We start from the raw sequence: 24,459 nt of genomic DNA, 5'->3' as shown, positions 1-24,459 counted from the left end.
GAAGCTTCGTTAGTTTTTAATCATATCTTAACGCTAGCGTGAAACCCTTTAATCCACTCAACGAAGCAGCCATCGTTAAGATAGTTCTCAAGAATCGAGAAGTGGTCTACGTTGGGAAGTAGCTGCTGAGTCACTATTTGGCCTTGCTGGCTCAAGTGCTCAGCATAGCTGCTCATCTGGCGCTCGAACTCTTCTGACTCCAGGCCCCCTGCTACCAGCTTTATAGGCGCAGGTACTCGGCATGGCAGCCATATGGGGCTGAACTCCTGCACATCGCGCCCGCTAAGCTGAAGCTTGGGCTGCAGCCACGACCAGGGAAAAGGCCGCAGGTCGTATAAACCGCTGATACACAGCGCACCACGAAGCAGCTGGTTGGGTAAGCCAAAAGCGCCCTCCCAGTCCGTCGACATTAGCATCGCGCATAAATGCCCGCCCGCCGAGTGTCCCGAAATACTCAGCTGCTCAGGATCAACGCCCAATTCAGCGGCATGGCGATAAACGTAGGCCACCGCTGCTTGGCTCTGCCGCACCAGCTCGCTAAAGCGTACCTGCGGGCAGAGAGCGTAGTTGACCACCGCGACGGTGATACCGGCTTTCACCAAGTCGTCAACGATAAAGCTAAATTCACGATGACTCAGCGAGCGCCAGTAGCCGCCGTGGAAAAACACATGCACCGGCGCTTTTGGGCTATCGGTATCAGGTGCATCGGCATGAAAGATATCCATGCGTTCCGCAAGCGTTGGGCCATAAGGCAGATCGAGCGTTGTGCAGTGGTTAACTCTTGATGCTTCACTGCGCTCACGCCAATCCTTTACCAACACCGCCGGGTCACGACCCATCATCGGGTCGTAGGCGCGATCGATCTCTTCTTGAGTCGCAAAATGTTGATAAAGCATGTACGTCTCCTTATCGCTGACGCCCTACTAACCCCGACTTTTCATCAACAGCATACGCAGCGGTGCGATTGCCAGAATGGCAAATCCGATTAGCGTCCAGGCGGGCAGTGATAGGCCGAGCAACGAGAAATCGATATTGGCGCACTCGCCAGAACCGGTTAACACCATGGCCACCACGTCCTGCAATGGCAGGATATCTATCATGTAGCCAAGCCCAGGACCGCAGGAAGGGACTTCATCGGCAGGCAAGCCCTGCAGCCAAACGTGACGCCCGGCGATAAAGGCACCTGTTCCAACAGCAGCCAGCGACAGCAGCCCGTAAATCACTTTGCCCACACGCCCGGCGGGACTATGGATAGCAGCTATTGCGAATACGATACCCGCGGCGATCACCGCGACGCGCTGAAAGATACACAGCGGGCAAGGTTCATATCCGCCGATGTGCTCAAGCCCCAGGGCTACCGCCATCATTAAAACGCAGAAGGCTAAACCAGCCAGGGCGGCCGAGCGAAAGGAGTGCAGAATCATTGTCTAACCTCAGATGGCAGCGCCGACATGGCGCGGGACTCACGAGCTTTAGTGAAATAGGCCTGCAAGAACTCTTCGAAGGTCTCTTTATCAGCGGCTTCAATATCGTGCTGCTGCTGGTGCGAGGTCTCAATCAGCTGAGCAAGCAGCGCTTCACGACTGCGCTGCATCGGCGCGGCTTTTAACTGCTCGGCCTGCTCTTTGGCCAGGCTAAGCATCAAATCGCTTAACGATCCGCCGTGCGCTTTTAACCGTTCCAGCACCTGGGCAGAAGGCGTTAGCGAAGGGTCTGCAAGACGTGGTGCAAGGCTTGCCAGCGCATCAGCATGCGGGCTCCCCTCCTCGACCGCATCCAGCAGGCGGGCAACTTCGCCCATCTCGGCGAAAATTTGTTCGCCCCACTCACGCACCGAGGTGGTTTCACCATGGTTGATTAGCATGAGTTCAGGGTCACGGCCGCGCTCCACCACCCAGCGGCGGTTGTCGTCCAAGCGGTCACACTCTTCGTCGGAGATCCACGGGCTGTCGCTGAGTAGGCACCACATCAAAAAGGTGTCCACAAAGCGCATCTGGTCTTCAGTAACGCCCAGGGGGTCGAAGGGGTTTAAATCCAAACAGCGTACTTCGATATACTCCACGCCGCGGGCTTCGAGGGCTTGGCTGGGCGTTTCGTTGTGTTTGGCAACCCGCTTGGGCCGAATGTCGCTGTAGTACTCGTTTTCGATCTGGAGAATATTGGCGTTCAACTGACGCCACTCACCGTCCACGTTAACACCCATTTTTTCATAGTCGGGCCATGGTGAAGAGATGGCGTGACGCAGGGTATTAACGTAGTTAGAGAGCGAGTTAAAACAGATTTTAAGCTGCGACTGTACTTTGTTTTGATACCCCAGATCGGACATCCGCAGAGTCGTCGCGTATGGGGCAAAGTAGGTGTCGTCGCTAAGCGACTGCAGTTTTTCGGGTACCTTACCTTCAGGCAAAAAACTTTTATCGATGGCCGGAGAAGCGCCAAACAGATAGAGCAACAACCAGCTATGGCGGCGGAAGTGACGGATCATGCCGAAATAGCGGGTGGAACGATAGTCGTTGAAGGGAATATTGGTGGCTTTTTCCAACTCGCGTAGGGCGTGCCACATATCATCAGGCAGCGATACGTTGTAATGAACGCCTGCAATCGCCTGCATGATGCGGCCGTAACGCATGTCCAACCCTTTGCGGTAAACATGCTTCATGGTGCCCACGTTGGAACTGCCATAATCGGCAATCGGCACGCTGTCGTTGCCGGATAGCCTAGAGGGCATGCTGCCGGGCCAAATCCATTCGTTTTGCAGGTGATGGTAGGTAAAAGTATGCAGGTCAGATAAAAAGCACAGCGCTTCACCCGGCTGAGAGTAAACCGGCGTGATGTACTCTAACAGCGACTCTGAGTAGTCGGTGGTGATATGCGGGTGGGTTAATTTCGACCCCAGCGCGTGCGGGTGCGGCGTTTGCGCAATGTGGCCAGTAGCATCGACCCGCAGTCCCTCTTTTTCAAGCCCACGACGCAGGCGGCCCAACCGACCAAGTCGCGCACTGGGTATCAGGCGCTCGACTTGCGCGGTCAGCGCGGATGGCACAGTGAGTGGTTCAGGCAAGGTGAACACTCCTTGTCAGTAAAGCCCGCCGTGAGCGGGCCTTGGTGTAGTCAGGTGGCATCGCCATCATCGCTGATTCAAAAACAGAAAACAGGATATGGCGGCAACGATCGTTTTTTCAAGACACCTTCGCTTCCAGGGCGCGCGACTATTTGCCGCCACGCGCTTTCAACAGCGCAGCACCCAGCGCCCCCATAGGCTCCGGCGCTTCAGTTTTATTAGCGTTATTACGCTGGTTTCGAGCCGGTTTACGGGCACCACTGTGTTGATCTTTAGGCGAGCCACTGTTCTTATTGGCACCGCTGTTAGCACCGTTTTCAGCCTCAGGCTGGTCATCCAAACGCATCGATAGACCTACCCGTTTGCGGGGGATATCAATGCTCATCACTTTAACGGTGACAATATCACCTGCTTTCACCACGCTGCGGGGGTCATCGATAAAGCGATCAGATAGCGCCGAGATATGTACCAGGCCGTCCTGATGGACACCGATATCCACAAAAGCGCCGAAGTGGGTCACATTGGTGACTGTGCCTTCGAGCACCATGGAAAGCTTGAGGTCATTAAGGGTTTCGACACCTTCGCGGAATTCGGCCGCTTTAAACTCAGGGCGAGGGTCGCGACCAGGTTTATCCAGTTCTTTGAGAATATCGCTGACGGTGGGCACGCCGAAACGCTCATCGGCAAAATCGGCGGGCTTTAAGGCTTTCAACGCGGCGCTGTCGCCAATCAAGCCGCGTACTTCACGCCCGCTCTGCTTGGCGATACGTTCCACCAGTGGGTAGGCTTCCGGGTGAACGGCGCTGGCATCCAAGGGGTTATCGGCATTGTGGATACGCAGGAAACCCGCACACTGCTCGAAGGTTTTGGCACCAAGGCGGCTCACTTCTAACAATTCTTTACGGCTTTTGAAAGCGCCTTTGACATTGCGCTGAGCAACGATATTTTCGGCCAGCGCAGCGCTCAGACCGGCTACCCGTGAAAGCAGTGCGCTGGAAGCGGTATTCAAGTCGACGCCCACGGCGTTAACACAGTCCTCAATGACGACTTCCAGACTGCGCGACAGCTGCACCTGGGAGACATCGTGCTGGTATTGGCCTACGCCAATCGACTTGGGCTCAATTTTAACCAGTTCGGCCAGCGGATCCTGCAGGCGGCGACCAATAGAGACGGCACCGCGCACGGTGACATCGAGATCGGGCATTTCCCGCGAAGCGTATTCAGAGGCGGAGTAGACCGAGGCGCCCGCTTCAGAGACCATCACTTTGCTTAACCGATGCGCTGGTGCCAGCGCTTTTAGCAGCTCGCCCGCGAGCTTGTCAGTTTCACGGCTGGCGGTGCCATTGCCCACCGCAATCAGCTCGACGCCGTGCTGTTTCACCAGCTTAGCCAGCACGCTCAAGGCTTCATTCCACTGGTTTTGCGGCGCATGGGGATAGATAGTGGTGTGATCGACAAATTGCCCAGTGGCATCGATCACCGCGACCTTACAGCCGGTGCGCTGGCCGGGGTCGATAGCCAGCGTCACTTTTTGCCCCGCCGGCGCAGCCAGCAGCAGGTCTTTTAGGTTGGCCGCAAACACTTCAATGGCGGTAAGCTCAGCCTGTTCGCGCAGGCGGCCCAGCAGCTCGGTCTCCAGAGCTGTATAGAGCTTCACCCGCCAGGTCCAGCGCACCACTTCGGCTAACCACTTATCCGCCGGGCGGCCCTGGTCGCTGATACCAAACTGCTTGGCAATCGCCAGTTGGGCGGGGTGAATGGGGGCTTCGTCTTCGCCGGGCAGTCGAATCGACAGGCTCAACACGCCTTCGTTACGCGCCCGGAACATTGCCAAAGCGCGGTGTGATGGCGCTTTGGCGAGTTTCTCATCGTGTTCGAAATAGTCGGAGAACTTGGCGCCCTCCTGCTGCTTACCCTCCAGCACCCGGGCGCTAAGCTCGCCCTCTTGCCACAGCCGTTCGCGCAGTTGGCCGATGAGCTCGGGATCCTCGGCGAAGCGCTCCATCAAGATCTGCTTGGCGCCATCCAGAGCGGCCTTGGCATCTTCGATGGCAGGAATATCGCCTTCTGCTGGGCGCAGATAGTTTTCCGCTTCGCTTTCCGGATTAAGCGTTGGATCGGCAAGCAGCGCATCCGCCAGCGGCTCAAGCCCTGCTTCGCGAGCGATTTGCGCTTTGGTGCGGCGTTTTTTCTTAAACGGCAGGTATAAATCTTCCAAGCGTTGCTTGGTCTCGGCAGCGTCGATGCTGGCTTTCAGCGTAGCATCGAGCTTGCCCTGCTCATCAATGGCGACAAGTACCGCGGCGCGGCGCTCTTCCAACTCACGCAGATAGCGAAGCCGTTCATCCAACTGGCGTAGCTGGATATCGTCCAGCGCGCCGGTGACTTCTTTACGGTAACGGGCAATGAAGGGCACGGTGGCGCCGCCATCCAGCAGCTCCACCGTGGCGGACACTTGCTCGGGACGCACACCAAGCTCAGTGGCCAGGCGGGAAATAATACGCTGATTGACATCCATAAATTGCAACTAACTCATGCAGCATTTTTTAGTGCCAACAAGGTATCACAAACGCGCCACGGCTGGCATGACTTGCGGCTTCAGCGTCGCCACCCGTGGTCATCCCAGAACGGGCGGCGTGACTCGCGCTGTACGTCATCGCGGCTGATGCCAATATCTTTCAGCATGTCATCGCTCAAATGGCGCAAGGAATCCCGCTCGCGACGCAATTGGTACCAGCGATAAATTCTTTCCCGCCAGGTGATGCTGAGTTGCTTCTCAGCAGATTGGCACTGTTGGTTCTGCAAGCGTTGGTTTTGCAAGCAGTGTAGCGAGCGCTCCATTTCAACCTCCCTTCGCCGCCAGCAACGGCGTGGTGAATAAGTGTTGAAGGAAGTATTGAACAACGCCTAAAATCAATCAAACGAATACTCCTTATGTTCAACATCAAAAAGATTGATAGCCATGGCCACACTACCCACCATCGATCATGAGCTGCTGCGCACCTTTGTGGCCATTGTCGACCAGGGCGGCTTCACCCGCGCCGCTCAGACGGTAAACCGCACTCAATCAGCCGTCAGCATGCAAATCAAGCGGCTGGAAGAGGATGTTATTCAGCGCCCACTGTTTGTGCGCCAGAATCGCCAGCTGCTGTTAACCAGCGAAGGGCATACGCTGCTGGGTTATGCACGCAAAATTCTTTCATTGCAGGGAGAAGCGCTGACGCTGCTGCGCCAGCCGGATATGGTGGGCCGTGTGCGCCTGGGGGTGCCGGATGACTATGTGATGCGTTTTCTGCCCGGCATTCTGAAAACCTTCTCCCAAGCCTGGCCGCTGGTGGATGTGGATGTGCACTGCGCCCCCTCGTCGGTACTCTCTCAGCAGCCGCAAGGGAGCCTAGACCTGATTATTATGACGCGGGAGATAGGCGACGAAGTTGGCACCATTTTAAGGCGTGAGGCTACCGTGTGGGTCTCAGCTGAGAGCCATTGCACACATTTACAGACACCAGTACCCCTTGCCATGTTTGAGGCACCCTGCTTTTGTCGGCGTCATGCCTGCAATGCACTGGATCGCGCAGGCCGAGCCTATCGAGTCGCTTACAGCAGCCCGAGCCTGGCGACGTTACAGGCGGTTGTGGGGGCGGGCTTGGCAGTGTCTGCCTGGATGCGCAGTTTAGTCACCGCCGACATGCAGATATTGGATAAAAAAGAAGGGTTTCCCGAACTGCCGGAAGCGTCCATCGTTTTGCAGCACACCTCCGCCACTCAATCACCGATTATCGATAGCCTGGCCGAGCATATTGTTGAAGGGTTTAGGCTTTGATGAGACAGATGCACATCCCGTAGCGCGTGGTAACGAGAACGCGAGTTCAGCGAGCGTTCGTAGGCACCCGCGGGAGGCATCGGCACGACGCCCAGTGGCACTTCAGCCATACCCGGCACCGCTTCGCGCTGCTTCCGCGGGTGCGCCTTAGGCTTACCACGCGCTACTAAATCTCGCATGCACATGGATGTGGGGATTCCAAGGGGATGTGCACGTTATGCACATGGCCGAGGCACGTAATCACACTGTTGATAGGTAGAGGCAGGAGCGGTCTAGCTGTGAGAGACTGGTCAGCCCTAGCAAAGCCATATTGCGCTCAATTTCACGCTGTAAAAGATCGGCGACATGCTCTACCCCGGCCTGCCCCGCGCAGGCGGCGGCGTAGTTGAAGGGGCGCCCCACAAAGACAAAATCAGCCCCCAATGCCAGCGCCTTGATCACATCGGAGCCACGCCGGAAGCCGCTGTCGATCATAATGGGGATATCACTAACGCGACGCTTGATCTCGGGCAGCACCTGGAGCGGGGAAATGGTGCAATCCAACTGGCGTGCGCCATGGTTTGAAAGAATAATGCCATCAACCCCTGCCTGCTGAGCACGTACTGCGTCTTCCGGGTTTAATATCCCTTTGACGATCAAGGTGTCGGGCCAGAGGCGCCGTACAAGATCGAGATAACCCCAGTCAAAATGGCGTCGCCCCGAAAAGTCCCGCGCTGCTTGGCGGGAGATAACGGGAGCGCCCCGCTCGGCATAGTTGTTTTCGAAATGCGGCATGCCGTGCTTCCACAAGGTGCGCAGGAAGGTATTGCATAGCCAACCAGGTCGTATCAGACCGTCAAATGCTAGGCGAAGGGTTGGCTCGAGAGGGGATGAAAACCCCGAACGGCGGAAATTGTCGGGGTTGGGCGGCACCGGGTAATCAAGCGTTACCACCAGCTTCTTGAAGCCGGCTCGCTTGATCCGCTCGAGCAGAGCCTCAATACCTTCTGGGGTACCGGGCAGGTAGGCCTGGAACCAGTCGGCCCCCTCCACCTTAGCCACCTCCTCCATGGGCACCAGCGATGAACCACTCATAACCATGGGCAGGTTGCGCTTCGCTGCTGCCAGCGCCAGCACTAAGTCGCCCTGGTAAGTTGACAGCGCACTAATGCCCATGGGAGCGATACCGAAAGGAACGGTATAGCGCTTGCCATAAAGCTCGGTGTGCAGATCAATCTGCGAGACGTTGACAAACGCCTTGGGCAAAAAGTGGTAATCATCAAAAGCGGTGAGGTTGGCTCGCTGGGTTCGCCCATCCTCGGCCACATGGTCGATATAGCCAAAAATAGGCCTGGGCAACACTTTTCGGGCCAGCCGCTCAACATCATGCAGGTTATGGATGCTGGCGAGTTTCTTTCGAGTCCATCGTTGTTGGAGCCAACCTTTCACGCAACACTCCTAATGATTGTTCTATCCTCCCCCCGCTCGGCAGCCTAGCTCGATTCAGCAGGCACGAAGCGCAAGGCAACGCCATTGTTGCACCAGCGCAGGCCGGTGGGTTCGGGGCCATCTTCGAAGACGTGGCCCTGATGGCCACCGCAGCGGGCGCAGTGGTATTCGGTACGGGGCCAAACCAGCTTGAAGTCCAGCTCGGTCAGCATATGCCCTTCCACGTGTTCGAAAAAGCTTGGCCAACCGGTACCGGAATCATATTTCATTTCACTGGTGAAGAGTAACAGATCGCAGCCAGCGCAGCGGTATTCACCATCCCCCCACTCCTTGTCCAACGGGCTTGAAAAGGCGGGTTCAGTGCCTGCCTTTCGGAGTACATCAAAGGCTTCATCGGAGAGTCGTTCACGCCATTCGGCTTCACTAAGCTCCAGTGGCTCCAGGCCTGGTGCAGCCTCCAGGTCAAGCCGTGGAAAGCCAAATGACAGTCCAGGTATCACCCCGACCGCGCCGGTTAGTCCGGCCAGGCCTAAAAATTGACGTCTTTTCATGAGAATCACTCCCCAGAAATTGGCAAGAAAAATAATCGGCCAGCAAAAGAGCCAATAAAAATGGGACAGTGCCGTGGCACTGTCCCATTCTGAGGTCGATCATTTCTGTGTAGTTTAGTCGCTACCGGGTGCGACTTACTTACACTGGCACGCTACTTTTTTCTGCTACTTTTCCTAGCGGCCTGACACGCTGGTCAACTGACGTCCAAGTCATCAACTGATGCTCAGGTCAGTTGGGGGCCTGCCTGGATAATGGCCTCATTGACGCCTTCGAATTTCTTGAAGTTATCGACGAATTTGGTTGCCAGATCTTTGAGGTGGCGGTCGTAGGCGTCACGGTCTTGCCAAGTTTCACGCGGGTCGAGCAGGCTGGAATCAACGCCCGGCACGGCAAGCGGCACTTGCAGATTGAGCCCATCGATGTGCTTGGTCTCGATGTCGCGCAGCACGCCAGACTGAATCGCGCTGATGATGGCCCGCGTGGTCGGAATGGAGAAGCGTGCGCCACCTTCGCCGTAAGCGCCGCCAGTCCAGCCGGTATTAACCAGATACACCTGGGCGTCTTTTTTCTCGACACGCTTGATCAATAGATCAGCGTACTCACGGGCAGGACGCGGGAAGAACGGTGCGCCAAAGCAGGTAGAGAATGTGGCGGCCAAGCCTTCAGAGGAGCCCATTTCAGTGGAACCCACTTTAGCGGTGTAGCCAGACAGAAAGTGATACGCCGCGGCTTCTTTGGAAAGAATCGACACTGGGGGCAGCACGCCGGACATATCGCAGGTCAGGAACACGATGGCATTCGGCTCGCCAGCCAGGTTTTCCGCTACGCGCTTCTCAACGTGCTCTAACGGGTACGCGGCACGGGAGTTTTGGGTCAGGCTATCGTCGGCGTAATCAGGCTCACGACGGTCGTCCAGCACCACGTTTTCCAGTACGGTGCCAAACTTGATGGCGTTCCAGATGACCGGCTCGTTCTTCTCGGAAAGATCGATACACTTGGCGTAGCAGCCACCTTCCATATTGAAGACGACCCCATCCCCCCAAGCGTGTTCGTCATCGCCGATCAAGAAGCGCGCCTGATCCGCCGAGAGCGTGGTTTTACCGGTGCCAGAGAGACCGAAGAAGAGACAGGTTTCGCCATCTTCACCCACGTTCGCCGAGCAGTGCATGGGCAGTACGTCGGCAGCTGGCAGCAGGAAGTTCTGCACCGAGAACATGGCTTTCTTCATTTCACCGGCGTAGCGCATACCCGCGATAAGCACTTTTTTCTCGGCGAAGTTGATGATCACGCAGCCGTCAGAGTTGGTGCCATCACGAGTAGGGTCACACTCAAAGCCTGCGGCGTTAAGAATCGTCCACTCGTCTTTAACTGCTTGGTTGTAGGCCTGAGGGCGTACAAACATGGTGCGGCCAAACAGGTTTTGCCAAGCGGTTTCGGTGGTGACGCGCACCGGCAGGTAGTGAGTGGAATCACTGCCCACGTGCAGCTCAGAGACAAAATGCTCTTGGCTGACCAGGTGGTCATTGACTCGATCCCACAGGGCGTTGAACTTGCCGGCGTCGAAGGGCTGGTTAACGTTGCCCCAATCGATTTGGCTGCTAGTGGAGGGCTCATCAACGATATAGCGGTCTTTCGGTGAGCGACCGGTACGCAGGCCGGTCTTGACTACCAAGGCGCCGTTGGCTGAGAGGCGGCCTTCGCCACGTGCCACTGCGCGCTCGACTAGTTCGGCGCTGCTGAGATTAACGTGGGATTGGGGAGCGGCTTGAGTCGTGGTCATTTCGATTCCTGGGCTTCTCTCGGTTTACCGGGCGTCACCGACGCCTTGATGTTCATCCCAACCACTGTGAAACCGGCTGGGCGCGCTGAAGTTCGGCGCATTATGGCAAAAAGAAAGCCCCCAGGAAACGGGGGCGCAGATCAAATATCTTGTAGTTAAACTACTACAAAGGCACTACATTTTGTGTTGCAGCGCAGTAAAAATTCAAACATCCGTTTGCACGAAATACCAAATTCATTGAATCCATTGGCGCTCCTAGCACTGCTGGTAAACACCCTGATATACGCTTTCGACTACACACTTAGTGAATCGTGGGCGGTGGCGCGTCAGGGTCGTCCAACAAAGTTTCAATATCCGCTGCTGTGTAGTGATATTTCGTGTGGCAAAAGTGGCATTGGGTATCAATAGCCCCCTGCTCGTGCAAAATATCCCGCAGTTCCTCTTTACCCAGAGAGTGCAACGCGTAGCTCATACGCTCACGGGAGCAGGTGCAGCCAAAGCGCAGTGCTTTGGGTTCAAAAACACGCACGGTCTCTTCGTGATAGAGACGATGCAGCACCTCGCGCTGCTCAAGGCCGAGCAGTTCTTCCGTTTTGATCGTATCGGCTAGCTGTACGCTGCGATCCCAGGCATCGACATCCTGGTTTTGTGACTCTTCTGGTAGCCGCTGCAGCAGTAACCCGCCCGCACGCTTCTCATCGGCGGCCAGCCAGAGGCGGGTTGGCAACTGCTCAGATTGGCTGAAATAGGCTTCCAGGCAGCCGCCCAGGGTCTCTTGATCCAACGCCACAATACCTTGATAGCGGTGGCCCTCACGGGGATCAAGGGTAATCACGATCTGGCCTTCTCCCACCAGTTCGCGGAAGCTGGCGTGCTCGCTGGGCAGTGCGGCGTCTTCTGCTATGCGGGCAATCGCGCGCAGTTCACCACCGGGGTTGGACTCGGCCATTAACAGTGACAGAACGCCGCGTCCACGTACCTCGATACTCAACGTGCCATCCAACTTCACGGTATCGGTAAGCAACGCCACGGCGGCTAATAGCTCGCCCAGCAGCTCATTCACCGCCGGAGGGTAGGCATGACGATCCAGCACTTCGTGGTAGGCGGCCGCCAGGGTGACGATCTCGCCGCGGACATTGGTGTGATCGAACATAAAACGTTGAATTTGATCGGACATAATTTGGCAACCTAAGTATTTAAGGACGGCTAGCGTTTAACAGCGAGGATCTACTCGCCCTGATGGCGCTGGAAGCGCTGGATATCGCGGCGCTGCTTTTTGTCGGGGCGCTTGAGCGGATGCTGCATCGCTTCGTTAGTGAGGCGTCTTGCTTCGGCCTCTTTAGCACGACGCTGCACGCTCTCTTCGGTTTCCGCATAGAGCGTGCGCGCTTCTGGTGCCCCGCGGCGTTGATCCGAAAGCGATAAGACCTCTACCTCCAATATCTCCCAGCCTTGAGGCACGCGAATAAGCGCACCGACTTCCACCTGCTTGCTGGTTTTAGCGCGACCGCCGTCGTAATTCACTTTCCCGCCCTCGATAGCTTTTTTAGCCAGTGCGCGGGTCTTAAAAAAGCGGGCGGCCCACAGCCATTTATCCAAGCGTACGCTGTCACTCATTTAGGCACTCCTTGGGTTGCTGACACCTGTTCAGGAAGCTGTTCGGGTAGCAGGTGGGCAAAGCGATCGAGGGCAATAAATTCTTGCAGCTCTTTTTCAGGCCGCTGGCTGTCGGGCTGTTTAATGCCCAGTAAATGCTTAATGCCAAACTCACGAGCGCTCTCGAGTACACGGGCGTTGTCGTCGATAAACAGCGTACGCGTGGGATCAAAGGCTTCGATGTCTTGTAGTGCAAACCAAAACGCCTGCTCCTCTTTGGCGGCTCCTACGTCCTCGGAAGAGACGATCGCGTCCAGGTAACTTTCCAAACCGGTGAGCGGCAGCTTCAGGGCAAGACTCGCACGATCCGCGTTAGTGGCGAGCACGACCCTCGGGTGGGCCTGTTTGAGCCATTTGAGGAAATCCAGAGCATCGCTACGCAGGCCTATCAAGTGCTGGACTTCGCGCTTCAGAGCGACGATATCCACGCCCAGCTCGCGGCTCCAGTACGCCAGGCTGTACCAGTTTAAGGTGCCCTGCTCGCCGATAATACGCGCGCGCAGCGCCTCCTGGGAGGCTTCATCCAGTTGGTGCAGTTCGCGGTAGCGCCGCGGCAGGTGCTCGAGCCAAAAGTGGCTGTCGAAGTGTAAATCCAGCAGCGTGCCGTCCATATCCAAGAGGACGGTGTCTATCTCGCGCCAATCAATCATTGCCGCTCCAGTCACGTTAGGAGTAAGCGTGCTATTGTAGCTTAACCGCCTTTTACCAGCCATGGAGGCCCACTTTTATGTCTACGCCCCCCCCAACTCGCGACACCTTCAATCACCCTGAAGGTGCCAGTGCTAAGCGTTCGGGCTACCAGCAAAAGCCGCAAATTTTGGCTCGCAAGAGCGTGGCCCAGAGCCGTTTATTCCAGATTGAGTCGCTTGATTTGCGTTTTTCTAACGGAGAAGAGCGCCAATTTGAGCGCTTGACCGGCGCTGACCGCGGCGCAGTGATGATGGTGGCGATGCCCGACCCAGACCACGTGCTGCTGATACGTGAATACGCCGCTGGATTTGAAGATTATGTGCTCACCCTGCCAAAGGGATTAGTCGACCCTGGCGAAGATATCATTACCGCGGCTAACCGCGAGTTGATGGAGGAGTGTGGCGTTGGCGCTCACCGCATTGAACCGCTGGTCGAGCTTTCGCTGGCACCCAACTATATGCGCCACCGTATGCAGGTACTCCTCGCCACCGACCTGTACCCCAAGCGCCTGCCAGGGGATGAGCCAGAGCCATTGATTGTGGAAACCCACGCCATCGAGGAGCTACCCGCCCTACTACTGCGCGAGGATTTTCACGAAGCCCGCGCTATCGCCGCGCTCTATATCGCCCGGGATAGGTTGCGGGAAGAGAAACGCAATAGTGCGACGGATTTGCTTTGAAGTATCTAAGTAGGCAGTAGCTTCGCTCGAGGTGGGTCGATGTCATCGTGAGCGAAGCTACCTCATTTTTGTCATTGCGAGCGAAGCGAAGCAATCTCGGGGTTATACTGCCGCCGCTGGTTGAGATTGCCGCGTCGCTACGCTCCTCGCAATGACATAATAAGAAGGCTCCTCACACGCAAAAGCGACTAATCCCCCGCCCCTCTCTCTAAAGATGATTTTTCAATGCGATCCAGCGGCGCTGGCGGTGGCTATCCAGCCCGGCTTCCAGCAAGGACATTGAGCGCAGGGCATCATCGGCGCTGACCGGTAGTGGCTCCTTATCGCGGATAGCGGCGGCTATACCTTGGTAATAGGCCAGGTAGTCGCCCGGCAGGGTAGGAAGCTCACGACGCGTTAGCGGTGCGTTATCCCCCTCCCCTTCGCGCAGTGTCAGGGTGCCATGTTGAGTATCTTCGCCCCACTGGGGTGTCGGCACTTCGCCTGCTTTTAAGCGATCCTCCTGAGGGTCTAAGCCGTATTTTATGAAGCTGCCTTGGGTGCCATTAATCCGGAAGCGCGGTGTCGGTTCGGCCACCAACGTGCCCGCCGCCAAGGTAACGCGAAAGCTTTCGTAATCGAGCAGCGCGAGGAAGTCATCATCAGCCTGGGCGCCATCTCGCAGCGTGCCGAGTTCCAGCAGAATAGCCTGGGGCATGCCAAACAGCTCGCAGGCTTGATCTAGCAAATGCGGCCCCAGATCAAACCAGATGCCGCCACCAGGGGTAGCCTTCTCGCGCCAGCGATCGCGCACTTCCGGGCGGAAACGATCGAAATGGGATTCAAAATTGACCAGTCGCCCTAGCGTCCCCGCCTCAAGTAGGGCCTTAACGGTCAAGAAATCGCTGTCCCAACGACGGTTGTGAAACACCGACAATAGACGCTCTTTATCATCCGCCAATTTTTTGAGCAGCTTTGCTTCTGACAGGGTCACCGTGAACGGCTTATCGACCACTACGTGCTTACCCGCCGAGAGAGCGGCTTTGGCGAGGGAAAAGTGGGTATCGTTAGGAGTGGGAATAACGATCAGGTCAATATCACTTCGCTGGCAAAGTGCTAATGCCTGAGCCTCTACCTCAACATCCGGCAGTGACGCCTGCACCTTGGCGGCATCGCTTGAAGAGACCGCGACCAAATCCAGGCCTTCCGTGGCCTGGATCAGCGGTGCGTGGAAGGTTTGGCTAGCGAAACCGTAGCCGACTAATCCAACGTTTATAATCGCCTTCATTTGATTCCTTACTCGGGCTTATTGCATGTTTCAGCTGCATGTTTCAGCTGCGTATATCAGTCGAGTTTGCTTAGATCCCGAACAGCCCCTTTGTCAGCGGAGGTCGCCAACAGCGCATAGGCTTTAAGTGCCGGAGTGATCTTGCGGGGACGCTGCTCGGCAGGCTTCCAGGCAGCGGCACCCTTGGCGTCCATTGCCTCGCGGCGGGCCGCCAGCTCGGCATCGGTCAGTTTGACGTTAATCGCCCGACTGGGGATATCGATGCGGATCAGGTCACCCTGCTCGATCAATCCAATCGCGCCGCCCGCCGCTGCTTCAGGGGAAACATGGCCAATAGAGAGTCCTGAAGTGCCGCCAGAGAAGCGCCCGTCAGTCAGCAGCGCGCAAGCTTTACCCAATCCTTTGGATTTGAGGTAGGAGGTCGGGTAGAGCATTTCCTGCATGCCGGGGCCGCCTTTCGGGCCTTCGTAGCGAATCACGACGACATCACCCTCTTTGACCTTATCCGCCAACACATCGGCGACTGCCTGATCCTGAGACTCCACCACATGGGCGGGGCCTTCAAAGACCAGGATCGAGTCATCGACCCCGGCGGTTTTGACCACGCAGCCATCCAGCGCGATATTGCCATAGAGCACGGCTAAGCCGCCCTGCTGAGAGAAGGCATGCTCAAGGTCTCGAATACAGCCGGTGGCACGGTCACCATCCAAACTCGGCCAGCGGGCACTTTGGGAAAATGCCACTTGGGTAGGGATGCCACCCGGCCCGGCTTTAAAGAACTCAACCACTTCCGCGCTTGGCGAGCGCATGATATCCCACTCTTCCAGCGCCGCTTTCAGGCTGTCGCCATACACGGTGGGCACCGAGGTATCCAGCACTCCGGCACGATCCAGTTCCCCCAGGATGGCCATAATGCCACCTGCACGGTGGACGTCTTCGATATGGTACTTCTGGGTATTGGGCGCCACTTTACAGAGTTGGGGCACTTCACGGGAGAGGCGGTCGATATCGGCCATGGTGAAGTCCACCTCGGCTTCCTGGGCCGCCGCCAGGAAGTGAAGAATAGTGTTGGTAGAGCCGCCCATGGCGATATCCAGGGTCATGGCGTTTTTGAACGCCGCCTTGGAGGCAATGGCACGCGGCAGCAGGTGGGCTTCTTCGCCTTCGTAATAGCGCTTGGCCAGCTCGACAATGCGATGGCCAGCGGTTTCAAACAGGCGACGACGATCCGAGTGAGTCGCCAAGACGGTACCGTTGCCGGGCAAGGCCAGACCCAGCGCTTCGGTTAAGCAGTTCATGGAGTTGGCGGTAAACATGCCCGAACAACTGCCGCAGGTGGGGCAGGCGCTGCGCTCTACTTCCGCCAGGGTGTCATCATCCACGCTGTCGTCGGCGGCCATCACCATGGCATCGACGAGATCCAGCCCGTGGTTGAGAAGCTTGGTTTTACCCGCTTCCATGGGGCCGCCGGAAACAAAGATAACCGGAATATTGAGGCGTAGAGCGGCCATCAGCATTCCTGGGGTGATTTTGTCGCAGTTGGAAATACATACCAGCGCATCGGCGCAGTGGGCGTTGCACATATACTCAACGCTATCAGCGATCAGGTCGCGGCTGGGCAGCGAGTAGAGCATGCCGTCGTGGCCCATGGCGATACCATCGTCCACCGCAATGGTGTTGAACTCTTTGGCGACGCCCCCGGCTTTCTCAATCTCCCGCGCCACCAGTTGGCCCATATCCTTTAAATGCACATGGCCCGGCACAAACTGGGTAAAGGAGTTGGCTACCGCGATAATCGGCTTTTGAAAGTCGCCGTCCTGCATACCCGTGGCACGCCACAGGGCGCGGGCACCGGCCATATTGCGGCCAGCGGTGGTGGTACGTGAGCGATACTCTGGCATGGTGTCCTCTACTCTCTAATAAATAGCTAGGCTCTATTTTTTATTAGCCCACAGCACGCAAGGCTGCAGGCTAGACTAATTCTGAAAAATATCAGTGGCTTTTGATTGTGGCATGAGCAATGCGCAGAGACTAGATGTGGAGGCTGGATGTAGAGGCTAAATCACGAGACCCGATAGGAAGTAAAGCGCCCTCCATGGCGCCGATTCATCAGAAGGTCGCCCACGCCTCTTCGGCTGGCTGGGCTTGGGCAGTACGCTGAGTCGGGGAGTTTTGAGGCGAGGCTAATGCGGGAGACGACGTTAATGAGGGCGTGGAGCCAAGCCCGGCTTGTTTAAGCAAGCGCTTGCGGGCAGTCTCACTGCTCTCTTCGGCAGCACCCTCTAAGCGAAAGGCGGCGATAACGTTGGCCAGGCTCAGCGCTTCGCGGGTGAGGTCTTGAGCAGCGCTGGAAATCGACTGTACCTTGGAGGCGTTCTGCTGGGTAACGTGATCCATCTCCGCGACCGCGGTATTGATTTGCGCGATACCGTTGCTCTGCTCATCGGAGGCGGTGCTGATCTCTTCCATGATATCGCTGACTCTCATTACCTGAGTCACTACCTGATCGATAGCGGCTTCGGCCTCCTTCACCGCCTGGGCACCGCCGCTAATCTCCTGGGAGGAAGAGTCGATTAAACGACGAATATCGCCAGCCGCATCAGCGCTACGCCCGGCCAAGCTACGCACCTCATTTGCCACAACTGCAAAACCACGCCCCTGCTCGCCAGCCCGAGCAGCTTCCACTGAGGCATTCAGCGCCAGAATATTGGTTTGAAAAGCGATGCCGTCGATGACGCTAATAATGTCGGTCATCTTATCGGCGCTGGCAGCGATGCGCTCCATGCGTTCGACTAGCGCCTGCATGCGCTCGCCGGTTTCGCGGCTGGTGGTGGCATTTTGCATGGCCAGTTGATTGGCCTGACGGGCGTTTTCGCTGTTTTGCTGCACGGTCGCCGTCATCTGATCCATGCTAGAGGCAGTTTGCTGAAGCGAGGAGGCCTGCTGCTCAGTGCGCGATGCCAGGTCTTCATTCTGCTGTTTGATATGTTCGGACGCAGGTGTCACCACATCAACTTTGTTGCCCACCTCGGTAATCAGCCCCGATAAGCTAGCGCGCATGGTTTCCAGCGAACTCAGCAACTCGCCTAACTCGTCATTACGCTTTAAAGTCACTAGGTTGGCGAGGTTACCCGCGGCAATTTGGAACGTTACCCGGCGGGCCTCGTTGAGTGATTTAATCAGCGATTTGAGTACCGCCATGCTCAGCCCCACCATTAACACAATACCCAGCAGCAGCACGCCCAACTGACCGTACAATAATACCTGTTGCTGCTGTTCAGCATTGTCCATCAGCGTATGCGCAGCCATGCGTTCCTGTTCAACCAATACATTGATAGTGGCACTAATACTTTCAGAGGTGGGCTGCACGTTGTCATTAAAGGCTTCAAAAGCAGCAAAGCCGTTACCATCGCGGATAGCCGTCAGGGTGGTATCGGCACTTTCAATAAAAGTGGTGAGATGTGCCGCTAGGCCCTCTTGCACACCGCCGGTTTCGCGCTCTGCAGTATAGCCTTGCCACGACTGCTCAATGTCGGCACTCATGGTGGTTAACTGGCTTTCAAGAGCATCAAGATCCGCCCGCCTCGGGTTGCGCACCGCCGGTTCTAACGCCTGAATGGCTTGGCTAACCCGCTGGCCTATCTGCTGAAGGTCGGTAATGCCTTCAAGGCCCGTTTGATTGAGAGTGCGTAAGCGTTCAGCGGAACTGGTTAAGCCATACACCCCCGCCGCCCCTGCGATGACTAGTAAAACCACCGAAGCCAGCACCATGCCCATTAGTTTGGCCTGCATACTGCTGAAACTAAAACGCTTTACCCATCCACGCAGACCGGTGTGACGTATTGCACCATAATGCAGCTTGAAACCACGTGTTTTGCCCTGTTGCATTGCAGCGTATACCCGCTCTGCCCGGGCAATGGCTCTATCCGCCGCTTTACGCCGGATAGAGGTATAGCCCACCACGCGGTTACCATCGAGCAGCGGCGCGATGGTGGTATGCATCCAATACGCTTCTCCCGTTTGGCGGCGATTCTTGATCAGCCCCTGCCAGGTTTTACCGGCTTCAATGGTTTCCCACAGGTTCTGAAAAACCGCCTTGGGCATGCTGTGGTGGCGGAACAGACTATGGGGTTCACCCATGATCTCGTCCAGCGTGTAACCACTCACCTCCACGAAGGTTTGGTTGGCGTAGGTGATTCTGCCCTGCAGATCCGAGCGTGAGATCAACACTTCGTCATCGGCTAATTCATAAATAGTGGATGCTGCTTGTGCGGCATTATGCATTGAGACCCCCTACTTTTTTATTGAAGGCTTGTGCCATCTTTAGGATTAGCGGTTCCCTAGGAGCCTGTCCGACTTAACACTGATCTACTGCGAATCTATGCTTCTCGCGACGATCGGCCAAGCCAGACAGGCTCCTAACGCTAAGCCTTTTCAATTAGAGGTAATGCATGAAATATGCCACCGCGAAGGGTGGCATGTCATAAAACCGAATAAAGGGAAATCAAGCACCTAACAGTGTCGTCTACCGGGCTAAAACGCTTCCCACTGGTCAGCACGAGGCTGTGTTGCGGGTGTCTTAGCACGCTGCTCTGAAGGGGCTGTCAATTGCTGAGTTGCTTTACTGAGTGCCTGGTTGGCGCGCTGTAACTTCGCCCGCGCCTCTTTGATGTTCTCGTCTTGAGCGCCTTCCAAACGGAATGCATCGACCACGTTAGCGAGTTCAAAGGCTTCGAGGGAGAGATTGTCCGCTGACGCCGCAATCGACTGAACTTTTGAAGCGTTCTGCTGGGTCACAAGATCCATTTCGGCAATCGCCGAGTTAATTTGACCGATCCCACTGCTCTGCTCGCTGGACGCAGTGCTGATCGACTCCATCAGCTCACTGACTCGACTCACCTGCTGAGAGACTTCCTCAATCGCCCGCTCCGCCTGCTCTACCGCACTACGACCACCGCTGACTTCCTGAGTAGTGCTATCAATCATCTTGCGAATTTCCTGGGCGGCATCTGCGCTGCGACCAGCTAGATTGCGCACTTCGCTGGCGACTACCGCAAAGCCGCGTCCATGTTCACCAGCACGCGCAGCCTCAACCGAGGCGTTGAGTGCCAAAATATTAGTTTGAAAGGCAATGCCGTCGATCACGCTGATCATCTCGGTCATCTTTTCAGCACTCTGGGCGATACGCTGCATGCGCTCCACCAGCTTTTGCATTTGCTGACCGGTTTCCTTGGTGCTGGCAGCGTTCTGCACTGCCAGATCAGTCGCCTGGCGGGCATTATCGGTGTTCTGCTGAACCGTCGAGGTCATCTCCTCCATACTCGAAGCGGTCTGCTGAAGCGACGACGCCTGCTGCTCAGTGCGCGAAGAGAGTTCCTCATTTTCAGCGGCTATCTGCTGAATCGCCGGAGTAACCACTGAGACACGATTCTCTACATCGCCCACGATGCTGGAGAGGCTAAAACGCATGGTGTCCAGGGAGTAGAGCAGCTCGCCCAACTCGTCGTTAGTTTGACGACGTTCACGGGCGGCCAAGTTACCCGCGGCAATTTGGAAAGTGATATACCGCGCGCCCGACAAGCTGCGAAACACGGATTTCAGAATCATTACACTCAAGCCGATCATGACTAAAAAGCCTACCGCCAGTAGCACCAGCTGCGCTATCAGCATTTGCTGACGCCCGCTTTGTGCCTCGGTCACCAGCAATTCGGCATCGGCACGCACCTGCTCAACCAAGGTGCTGTTCATCTCGCGCAGCGACTCTGTGGTCGGCACCACCACGTCATTCAAGGCCTCAAAGGCCGCGAACCCATTACCCTCTTCAATCGCCACAAGGGCGGTTTGCACCGCATCAATCCAGGTATTCAGAGCACTATCAAAAGCCTGGGCGGTCTCATCAGTGACCGTCGCATCCGCATAGTAGCCCGCCCACAGCGTCTGCATGGCATCGGTATACTGGCCAATGTCTGCGTTGACGGCCTCCAGGTCAGCCCGACGAGGGCTTCGTACCGCAGGTTCCAGCGTGCCAACCGTTTGACCAATATAGCGTTCGATATTCTGCAGCGAGGCGACATCGCTCAACCCTGAGCGATTAATGGTTTCCAGCCGCTCGCCGGAGAGTAACAGCGCAGAGACTCCCAACCCACCCGAAAGACAGAGTAGCAGCAGCGACGCCACCACCATACTGATGAGCTTGGCTTTCAGGCTAGTGAACTGAAAGCGCGACAGCATTCCGGTCAAGCCTTTACGCCGCAGCGTGCCATGGGCTAGTGCGTAGTGGCGGGATTTACCTTTTTCGCGAATCTCGGCATAGATTTTTTCTGCCTGGTTAATGGCTTTTTCTGACGCTTTGCGGCGCACGGAAGTGTAGCCGACGATGCGCTCACCGTCCCGCAGCGGCGCCACGGTGGCATTCACCCAGTAGTGATCGCCATTTTTACGCCGATTTTTAACCACGCCTTGCCAGGTTGTCCCCGCTTGGATGGTTTTCCAGAAATCCTTGTAAGCAGCTTCAGGCATATCAGGGTGACGAAGGAGGTTATGGGGAGAGCCAATGAGTTCTTCACGGCTATAGCCACTGACCTCAACAAAAGTAGGGTTGGCGTAGGTCACATTGCCCTTTAAATCCGAGCGGGAAATAAGCACCGCTTCCTCACTCAGAACATACTCACGCTGCGTCACGGGCTGGTTATTGCGCATTAGTTCTCCAAGAATTAGATATTCTTAATTTTTATAAAAGCAGAGGTCATTATCGCTATAGATCATCTCGGCAAACCAGTGAACAAATGTAAAAAAAGCGCCTTACTCTCGTAAGACGCTTTAAAAGGTTAAATAGCCATTGCTGCAAATAAAATCAACGCTCTATTTTCGGCCAAACACGACATCTGCCACATCACGGTAGCGCTTGGCAAAGTGCACCGTCATGCCCTCTTTCAGGTAGTCCGGCAACTCTTCGTAATCGCGCTTGTTGGCGTCGGGCAAAATCAATTCAAAAATATCGCTGCGTCGCGCGGCAATGACTTTCTCACGAATACCGCCAACGGGGAGCACTTGGCCGGTTAACGTTAGTTCGCCGGTCATCGCCAAAGGCCTATCGATCGCATGGTGCTTGGCCAGCGAGAGCAGCGCCGTGGTCATGGTGACACCCGCCGAAGGGCCATCTTTCGGCGTGGCGCCCTCGGGTACGTGCAAGTGTACAAACGCCGAGTCAAAGAAGTCGGTATCGGCACCATACTCCTGCAGGTGGCCCAGGGTATAGCTGTAAGCGATATTGGCGGACTCCTGCATCACTTCGCCTAACTTACCGGTCAGTTTAAAACCACGATCCAGTGAGTGTACTTTGCCTGCTTCGATGGGCAATGTTGCCCCCCCCATGGAAGTCCACGCCAGGCCGGTCACTACCCCTTCGCCGGTGAGCACTTTCTCCTTACGGAAAATCGGCGCACCTAAGAACTCCTCCAGGTTTTTAACTGATATCTTGACCGTTTCAGACTCCTCTTCGAGCAGTTTAACGGCCGATTTACGCACAATGCGGTGCAGTTGCTTCTCCAGCTGGCGCACTCCGGCTTCCCGGGCGTAGCCTTCAATGACCTGCTTTAAAGCCGCATCGGAGAGGCTGATCCTCTTTTTCGTCAGGTTGTCGCGCTTGAGCAGCTTCGGCCACAGGTGGTGCTTGGCAATCGCCAGCTTCTCTTCAGCGATATAACCGGAGAGGCGGATCTGCTCCATACGGTCAAGCAGCGGCCCTGGAATCGAATCAAGCGTGTTGGCAGTGCAGATAAACAGCACCTTGGAGAGGTCCATGCGCACATCAAGATAGTGATCAAGGAAATCGACGTTCTGTTCGGGATCAAGTACTTCCAGCAGCGCCGATGCTGGATCGCCCTGAAAGGACTGCCCGAGCTTATCGATTTCATCCAGCATGATAACGGGGTTTTCGACCTCGACCTCTTTAAAGGCTTGCACCAGTTTGCCGGGCATAGCGCCCACATAGGTACGCCGATGGCCTTTAATTTCCGCTTCATCGCGCATACCACCGACTGAGAAACGGTAAAACTGGCGCCCTAAGGCTTCGGCGATCGAACGTCCGATGGAGGTTTTGCCTACCCCAGGAGGGCCTACCAACAATACAATCGAGCCGCCTACGTCGCCTTTGAAAGTACCCTCGGCCAGAAATTCGATAATACGCTCTTTAACGTCTTTCAAACCGTCGTGGTCGCGATCCAGCACCTGGCGGGCATGGGGTAGATCCAACTGATCCTGGCTGGTCACTCCCCAGGGCAGCGAGGTTAACCAATCCAGGTAGTTACGCGTGGTGCCATACTCCGGCGAACCGGTTTCCAACACGCTGAGCTTATTAAGCTCATCGTCAATACGCGATTGAACACGCTCGGGCACTACCAGTGACTCCAAACGCGCTCTAAAGGTATCTACATCGTTTTCTCGATCACCTTTGGAGATACCCAATTCACGCTGGATGACCTTGAGCTGCTCGCGCAGGAAGAACTCGCGCTGGCGATCCTGCATTTGCGCGTTTACCTGCTCGCTGATCTCGCCCTGTAGCAACGCAACATCGATCTCTTTCCGCAGCAGCGGCAGCACTTTCTGCATCCGCTCTTCTACCGAAAGTGTTGCCAGCACATCCTGAAGTTCGGGGCCTTTGGCGGAGGTAATAGCGGCGGCAAAATCGGTCAACGGCCCCGGCTGATGAGGACTAAAGCGGTTGAGGTAGTGCTTGAGTTCTTCACCGTACAGCGGGTTAATCGGCAGCAGCTCTTTAATGCCGTTGATGATCGCCATGGCGTAGGCGCGGGTCTCTTCGTTCTCCGCATCAACCGGCTCTTTAGGGTAGGTCACCTCGACGAGGTAAGGCGGCTCTTTGGAGAGCCAGCGGGTAATTTTAAAGCGCTGAAGCCCTTGAGCGATAAACTGAATCTGATCGTCTTCGCCCTTAAGTTTGTGCACTTTGACCGCAGTACCGATCTCCGGGAAACCTTCGTGATCCAGGGAGGTGACACCCTGCTCGCCCACAAAGGCAACACCCAATGTGTGGTGCGGCGTGTTACCCACACGGCGCATGGTCTCTTCCCAGCGCTCACGATTAATCACCAGCGGCTGTACCTGGGCGGGGAAGAACGGCCGGTTATGAATAGGCAGGAGGTAAATGCGTTCGGGCAGCATTTCGCTAGCGGGCACCAGAGAGTTTACCCGCTCGCCGTCTGAGCGGTACTCACTTCCTCCCTGCTTACTATCGGGCTCTTGAGAGCTTTTTTCAGTCTGTTCGTTAGAGTGGTTTGCACCACTGTCTTCACTACTCTCTTCACTACCGGGGGTGTCATCAGTAGTGGATGACTGCTCATCATCAAGTTGCCAATCAAGATGTTCAGCGTCGTGTTCGTAATCCTGGTCGCTCATGCGTCCTCCAATGAACCGATACCGGCGGTGAGAACCGCCTAGTGTTGTCCATGGAATGCGGGCAGTGGGCCAAAACTTCAACCCTTCGCGAGTAGAACAGTCAGTTTAG

18 protein-coding genes are annotated in these 24,459 nt (G+C 56.1%); 2 read left to right on the top strand and 16 right to left on the bottom strand.

Annotation, left to right across the window (positions count from 1 at the left end; translation table 11 throughout):
* Positions 1 to 20: 20 nt before the first annotated feature.
* The 5 genes from RO22_RS07145 to RO22_RS07125 form a co-directional block, all read right to left on the bottom strand.
* The gene (locus RO22_RS07145) at positions 21 to 896 is read right to left on the bottom strand and encodes an alpha/beta hydrolase (protein ID WP_041157922.1); all 876 of its coding nucleotides are present in this window, start codon (positions 894 to 896) and stop codon (positions 21 to 23) included.
* A 27-nt stretch (positions 897 to 923) separates the two neighbouring features.
* Complete coding sequence (locus RO22_RS07140; protein ID WP_009288479.1) at positions 924 to 1,424, bottom strand: disulfide bond formation protein B; 501 nt, start codon at positions 1,422 to 1,424, stop codon at positions 924 to 926.
* On the bottom strand, positions 1,421 to 3,061 hold the full coding sequence (gene gshA / locus RO22_RS07135; RefSeq protein ID WP_027958822.1) for a glutamate--cysteine ligase: 1,641 nt from the start codon (positions 3,059 to 3,061) through the stop codon (positions 1,421 to 1,423). Before gshA ends, RO22_RS07140 begins: the two co-directional genes overlap by 4 nt.
* Before the next feature lie 148 nt (positions 3,062 to 3,209).
* Positions 3,210 to 5,579 carry a Tex family protein gene (locus tag RO22_RS07130; RefSeq protein WP_041157921.1) on the bottom strand — a complete coding sequence of 790 codons (2,370 nt, stop codon included), beginning with the start codon at positions 5,577 to 5,579 and terminating at the stop codon, positions 3,210 to 3,212.
* Positions 5,580 to 5,659: 80 nt separating this feature from the next.
* Positions 5,660 to 5,902: a DUF1127 domain-containing protein gene (locus tag RO22_RS07125; RefSeq protein ID WP_084625263.1), complete on the bottom strand. Its 243-nt coding sequence runs from the start codon at positions 5,900 to 5,902 to the stop codon at positions 5,660 to 5,662.
* A gap of 121 nt (positions 5,903 to 6,023) precedes the next feature.
* Between RO22_RS07125 and RO22_RS07120 the strand changes: the two genes are divergently transcribed.
* On the top strand, positions 6,024 to 6,884 hold the full coding sequence (locus RO22_RS07120; protein ID WP_041157920.1) for a LysR substrate-binding domain-containing protein: 861 nt from the start codon (positions 6,024 to 6,026) through the stop codon (positions 6,882 to 6,884).
* Between the two features lie 240 nt (positions 6,885 to 7,124).
* Here RO22_RS07120 and RO22_RS07115 read toward each other — a convergent pair whose 3' ends face one another.
* From RO22_RS07115 to yrfG, 6 genes are all read right to left on the bottom strand, one after another.
* Positions 7,125 to 8,312, bottom strand: coding sequence for an alpha-hydroxy acid oxidase (locus RO22_RS07115; RefSeq protein WP_041157919.1), 1,188 nt, complete (start codon positions 8,310 to 8,312; stop codon positions 7,125 to 7,127).
* Positions 8,313 to 8,356: 44 nt separating this feature from the next.
* The gene (gene msrB / locus RO22_RS07110; RefSeq protein WP_022519711.1) at positions 8,357 to 8,863 is read right to left on the bottom strand and encodes a peptide-methionine (R)-S-oxide reductase MsrB; all 507 of its coding nucleotides are present in this window, start codon (positions 8,861 to 8,863) and stop codon (positions 8,357 to 8,359) included.
* Between the two features lie 224 nt (positions 8,864 to 9,087).
* Entirely contained in the window at positions 9,088 to 10,644 is a 1,557-nt protein-coding gene (locus RO22_RS07105; RefSeq protein ID WP_027958817.1) for a phosphoenolpyruvate carboxykinase, read from the bottom strand.
* 301 nt (positions 10,645 to 10,945) lie between these two features.
* Entirely contained in the window at positions 10,946 to 11,821 is an 876-nt protein-coding gene (gene hslO / locus RO22_RS07100) for an Hsp33 family molecular chaperone HslO (protein ID WP_022519713.1), read from the bottom strand.
* 50 nt (positions 11,822 to 11,871) lie between these two features.
* Positions 11,872 to 12,261 carry an RNA-binding S4 domain-containing protein gene (locus RO22_RS07095; protein WP_041157918.1) on the bottom strand — a complete coding sequence of 130 codons (390 nt, stop codon included), beginning with the start codon at positions 12,259 to 12,261 and terminating at the stop codon, positions 11,872 to 11,874.
* Positions 12,258 to 12,950, bottom strand: a complete 693-nt coding sequence (yrfG, locus tag RO22_RS07090) for a GMP/IMP nucleotidase (RefSeq protein ID WP_027958816.1) — start codon at positions 12,948 to 12,950, stop codon at positions 12,258 to 12,260. Before yrfG ends, RO22_RS07095 begins: the two co-directional genes overlap by 4 nt.
* 77 nt (positions 12,951 to 13,027) lie before the next feature.
* On the opposite strand from yrfG, the gene nudE reads away from it, so the two are divergent.
* Entirely contained in the window at positions 13,028 to 13,669 is a 642-nt protein-coding gene (gene nudE, locus RO22_RS07085) for an ADP compounds hydrolase NudE (RefSeq protein WP_022519716.1), read from the top strand.
* A 208-nt stretch (positions 13,670 to 13,877) separates the two neighbouring features.
* Here the strand turns inward: nudE and RO22_RS07080 are convergent, their stop codons facing one another.
* From RO22_RS07080 to lon, 5 genes are all read right to left on the bottom strand, one after another.
* The gene (locus tag RO22_RS07080) at positions 13,878 to 14,936 is read right to left on the bottom strand and encodes an oxidoreductase (RefSeq protein ID WP_041157917.1); all 1,059 of its coding nucleotides are present in this window, start codon (positions 14,934 to 14,936) and stop codon (positions 13,878 to 13,880) included.
* Positions 14,937 to 14,992: 56 nt separating this feature from the next.
* The gene (gene ilvD / locus RO22_RS07075; RefSeq protein ID WP_041157916.1) at positions 14,993 to 16,837 is read right to left on the bottom strand and encodes a dihydroxy-acid dehydratase; all 1,845 of its coding nucleotides are present in this window, start codon (positions 16,835 to 16,837) and stop codon (positions 14,993 to 14,995) included.
* A gap of 208 nt (positions 16,838 to 17,045) precedes the next feature.
* On the bottom strand, positions 17,046 to 19,220 hold the full coding sequence (locus RO22_RS07070; RefSeq protein WP_041157915.1) for a methyl-accepting chemotaxis protein: 2,175 nt from the start codon (positions 19,218 to 19,220) through the stop codon (positions 17,046 to 17,048).
* Positions 19,221 to 19,469: 249 nt separating this feature from the next.
* Positions 19,470 to 21,635 carry a PAS domain-containing methyl-accepting chemotaxis protein gene (locus tag RO22_RS07065; RefSeq protein WP_041157914.1) on the bottom strand — a complete coding sequence of 722 codons (2,166 nt, stop codon included), beginning with the start codon at positions 21,633 to 21,635 and terminating at the stop codon, positions 19,470 to 19,472.
* A gap of 162 nt (positions 21,636 to 21,797) precedes the next feature.
* A complete protein-coding gene (lon, locus tag RO22_RS07060) occupies positions 21,798 to 24,350 on the bottom strand; it encodes an endopeptidase La (protein ID WP_027958812.1) in 2,553 nt (850 codons plus the stop codon).
* Positions 24,351 to 24,459 lie beyond the last annotated feature (109 nt).

The sequence above is a fragment of the Halomonas sp. KHS3 genome, from assembly GCF_000830495.1.
Taxonomy (GTDB): Bacteria; Pseudomonadota; Gammaproteobacteria; order Pseudomonadales; family Halomonadaceae; genus Vreelandella; species Vreelandella titanicae.
Note: the sequence above shows the minus strand (reverse complement) of the source record. Positions and strands in the feature narration are given on the sequence as shown.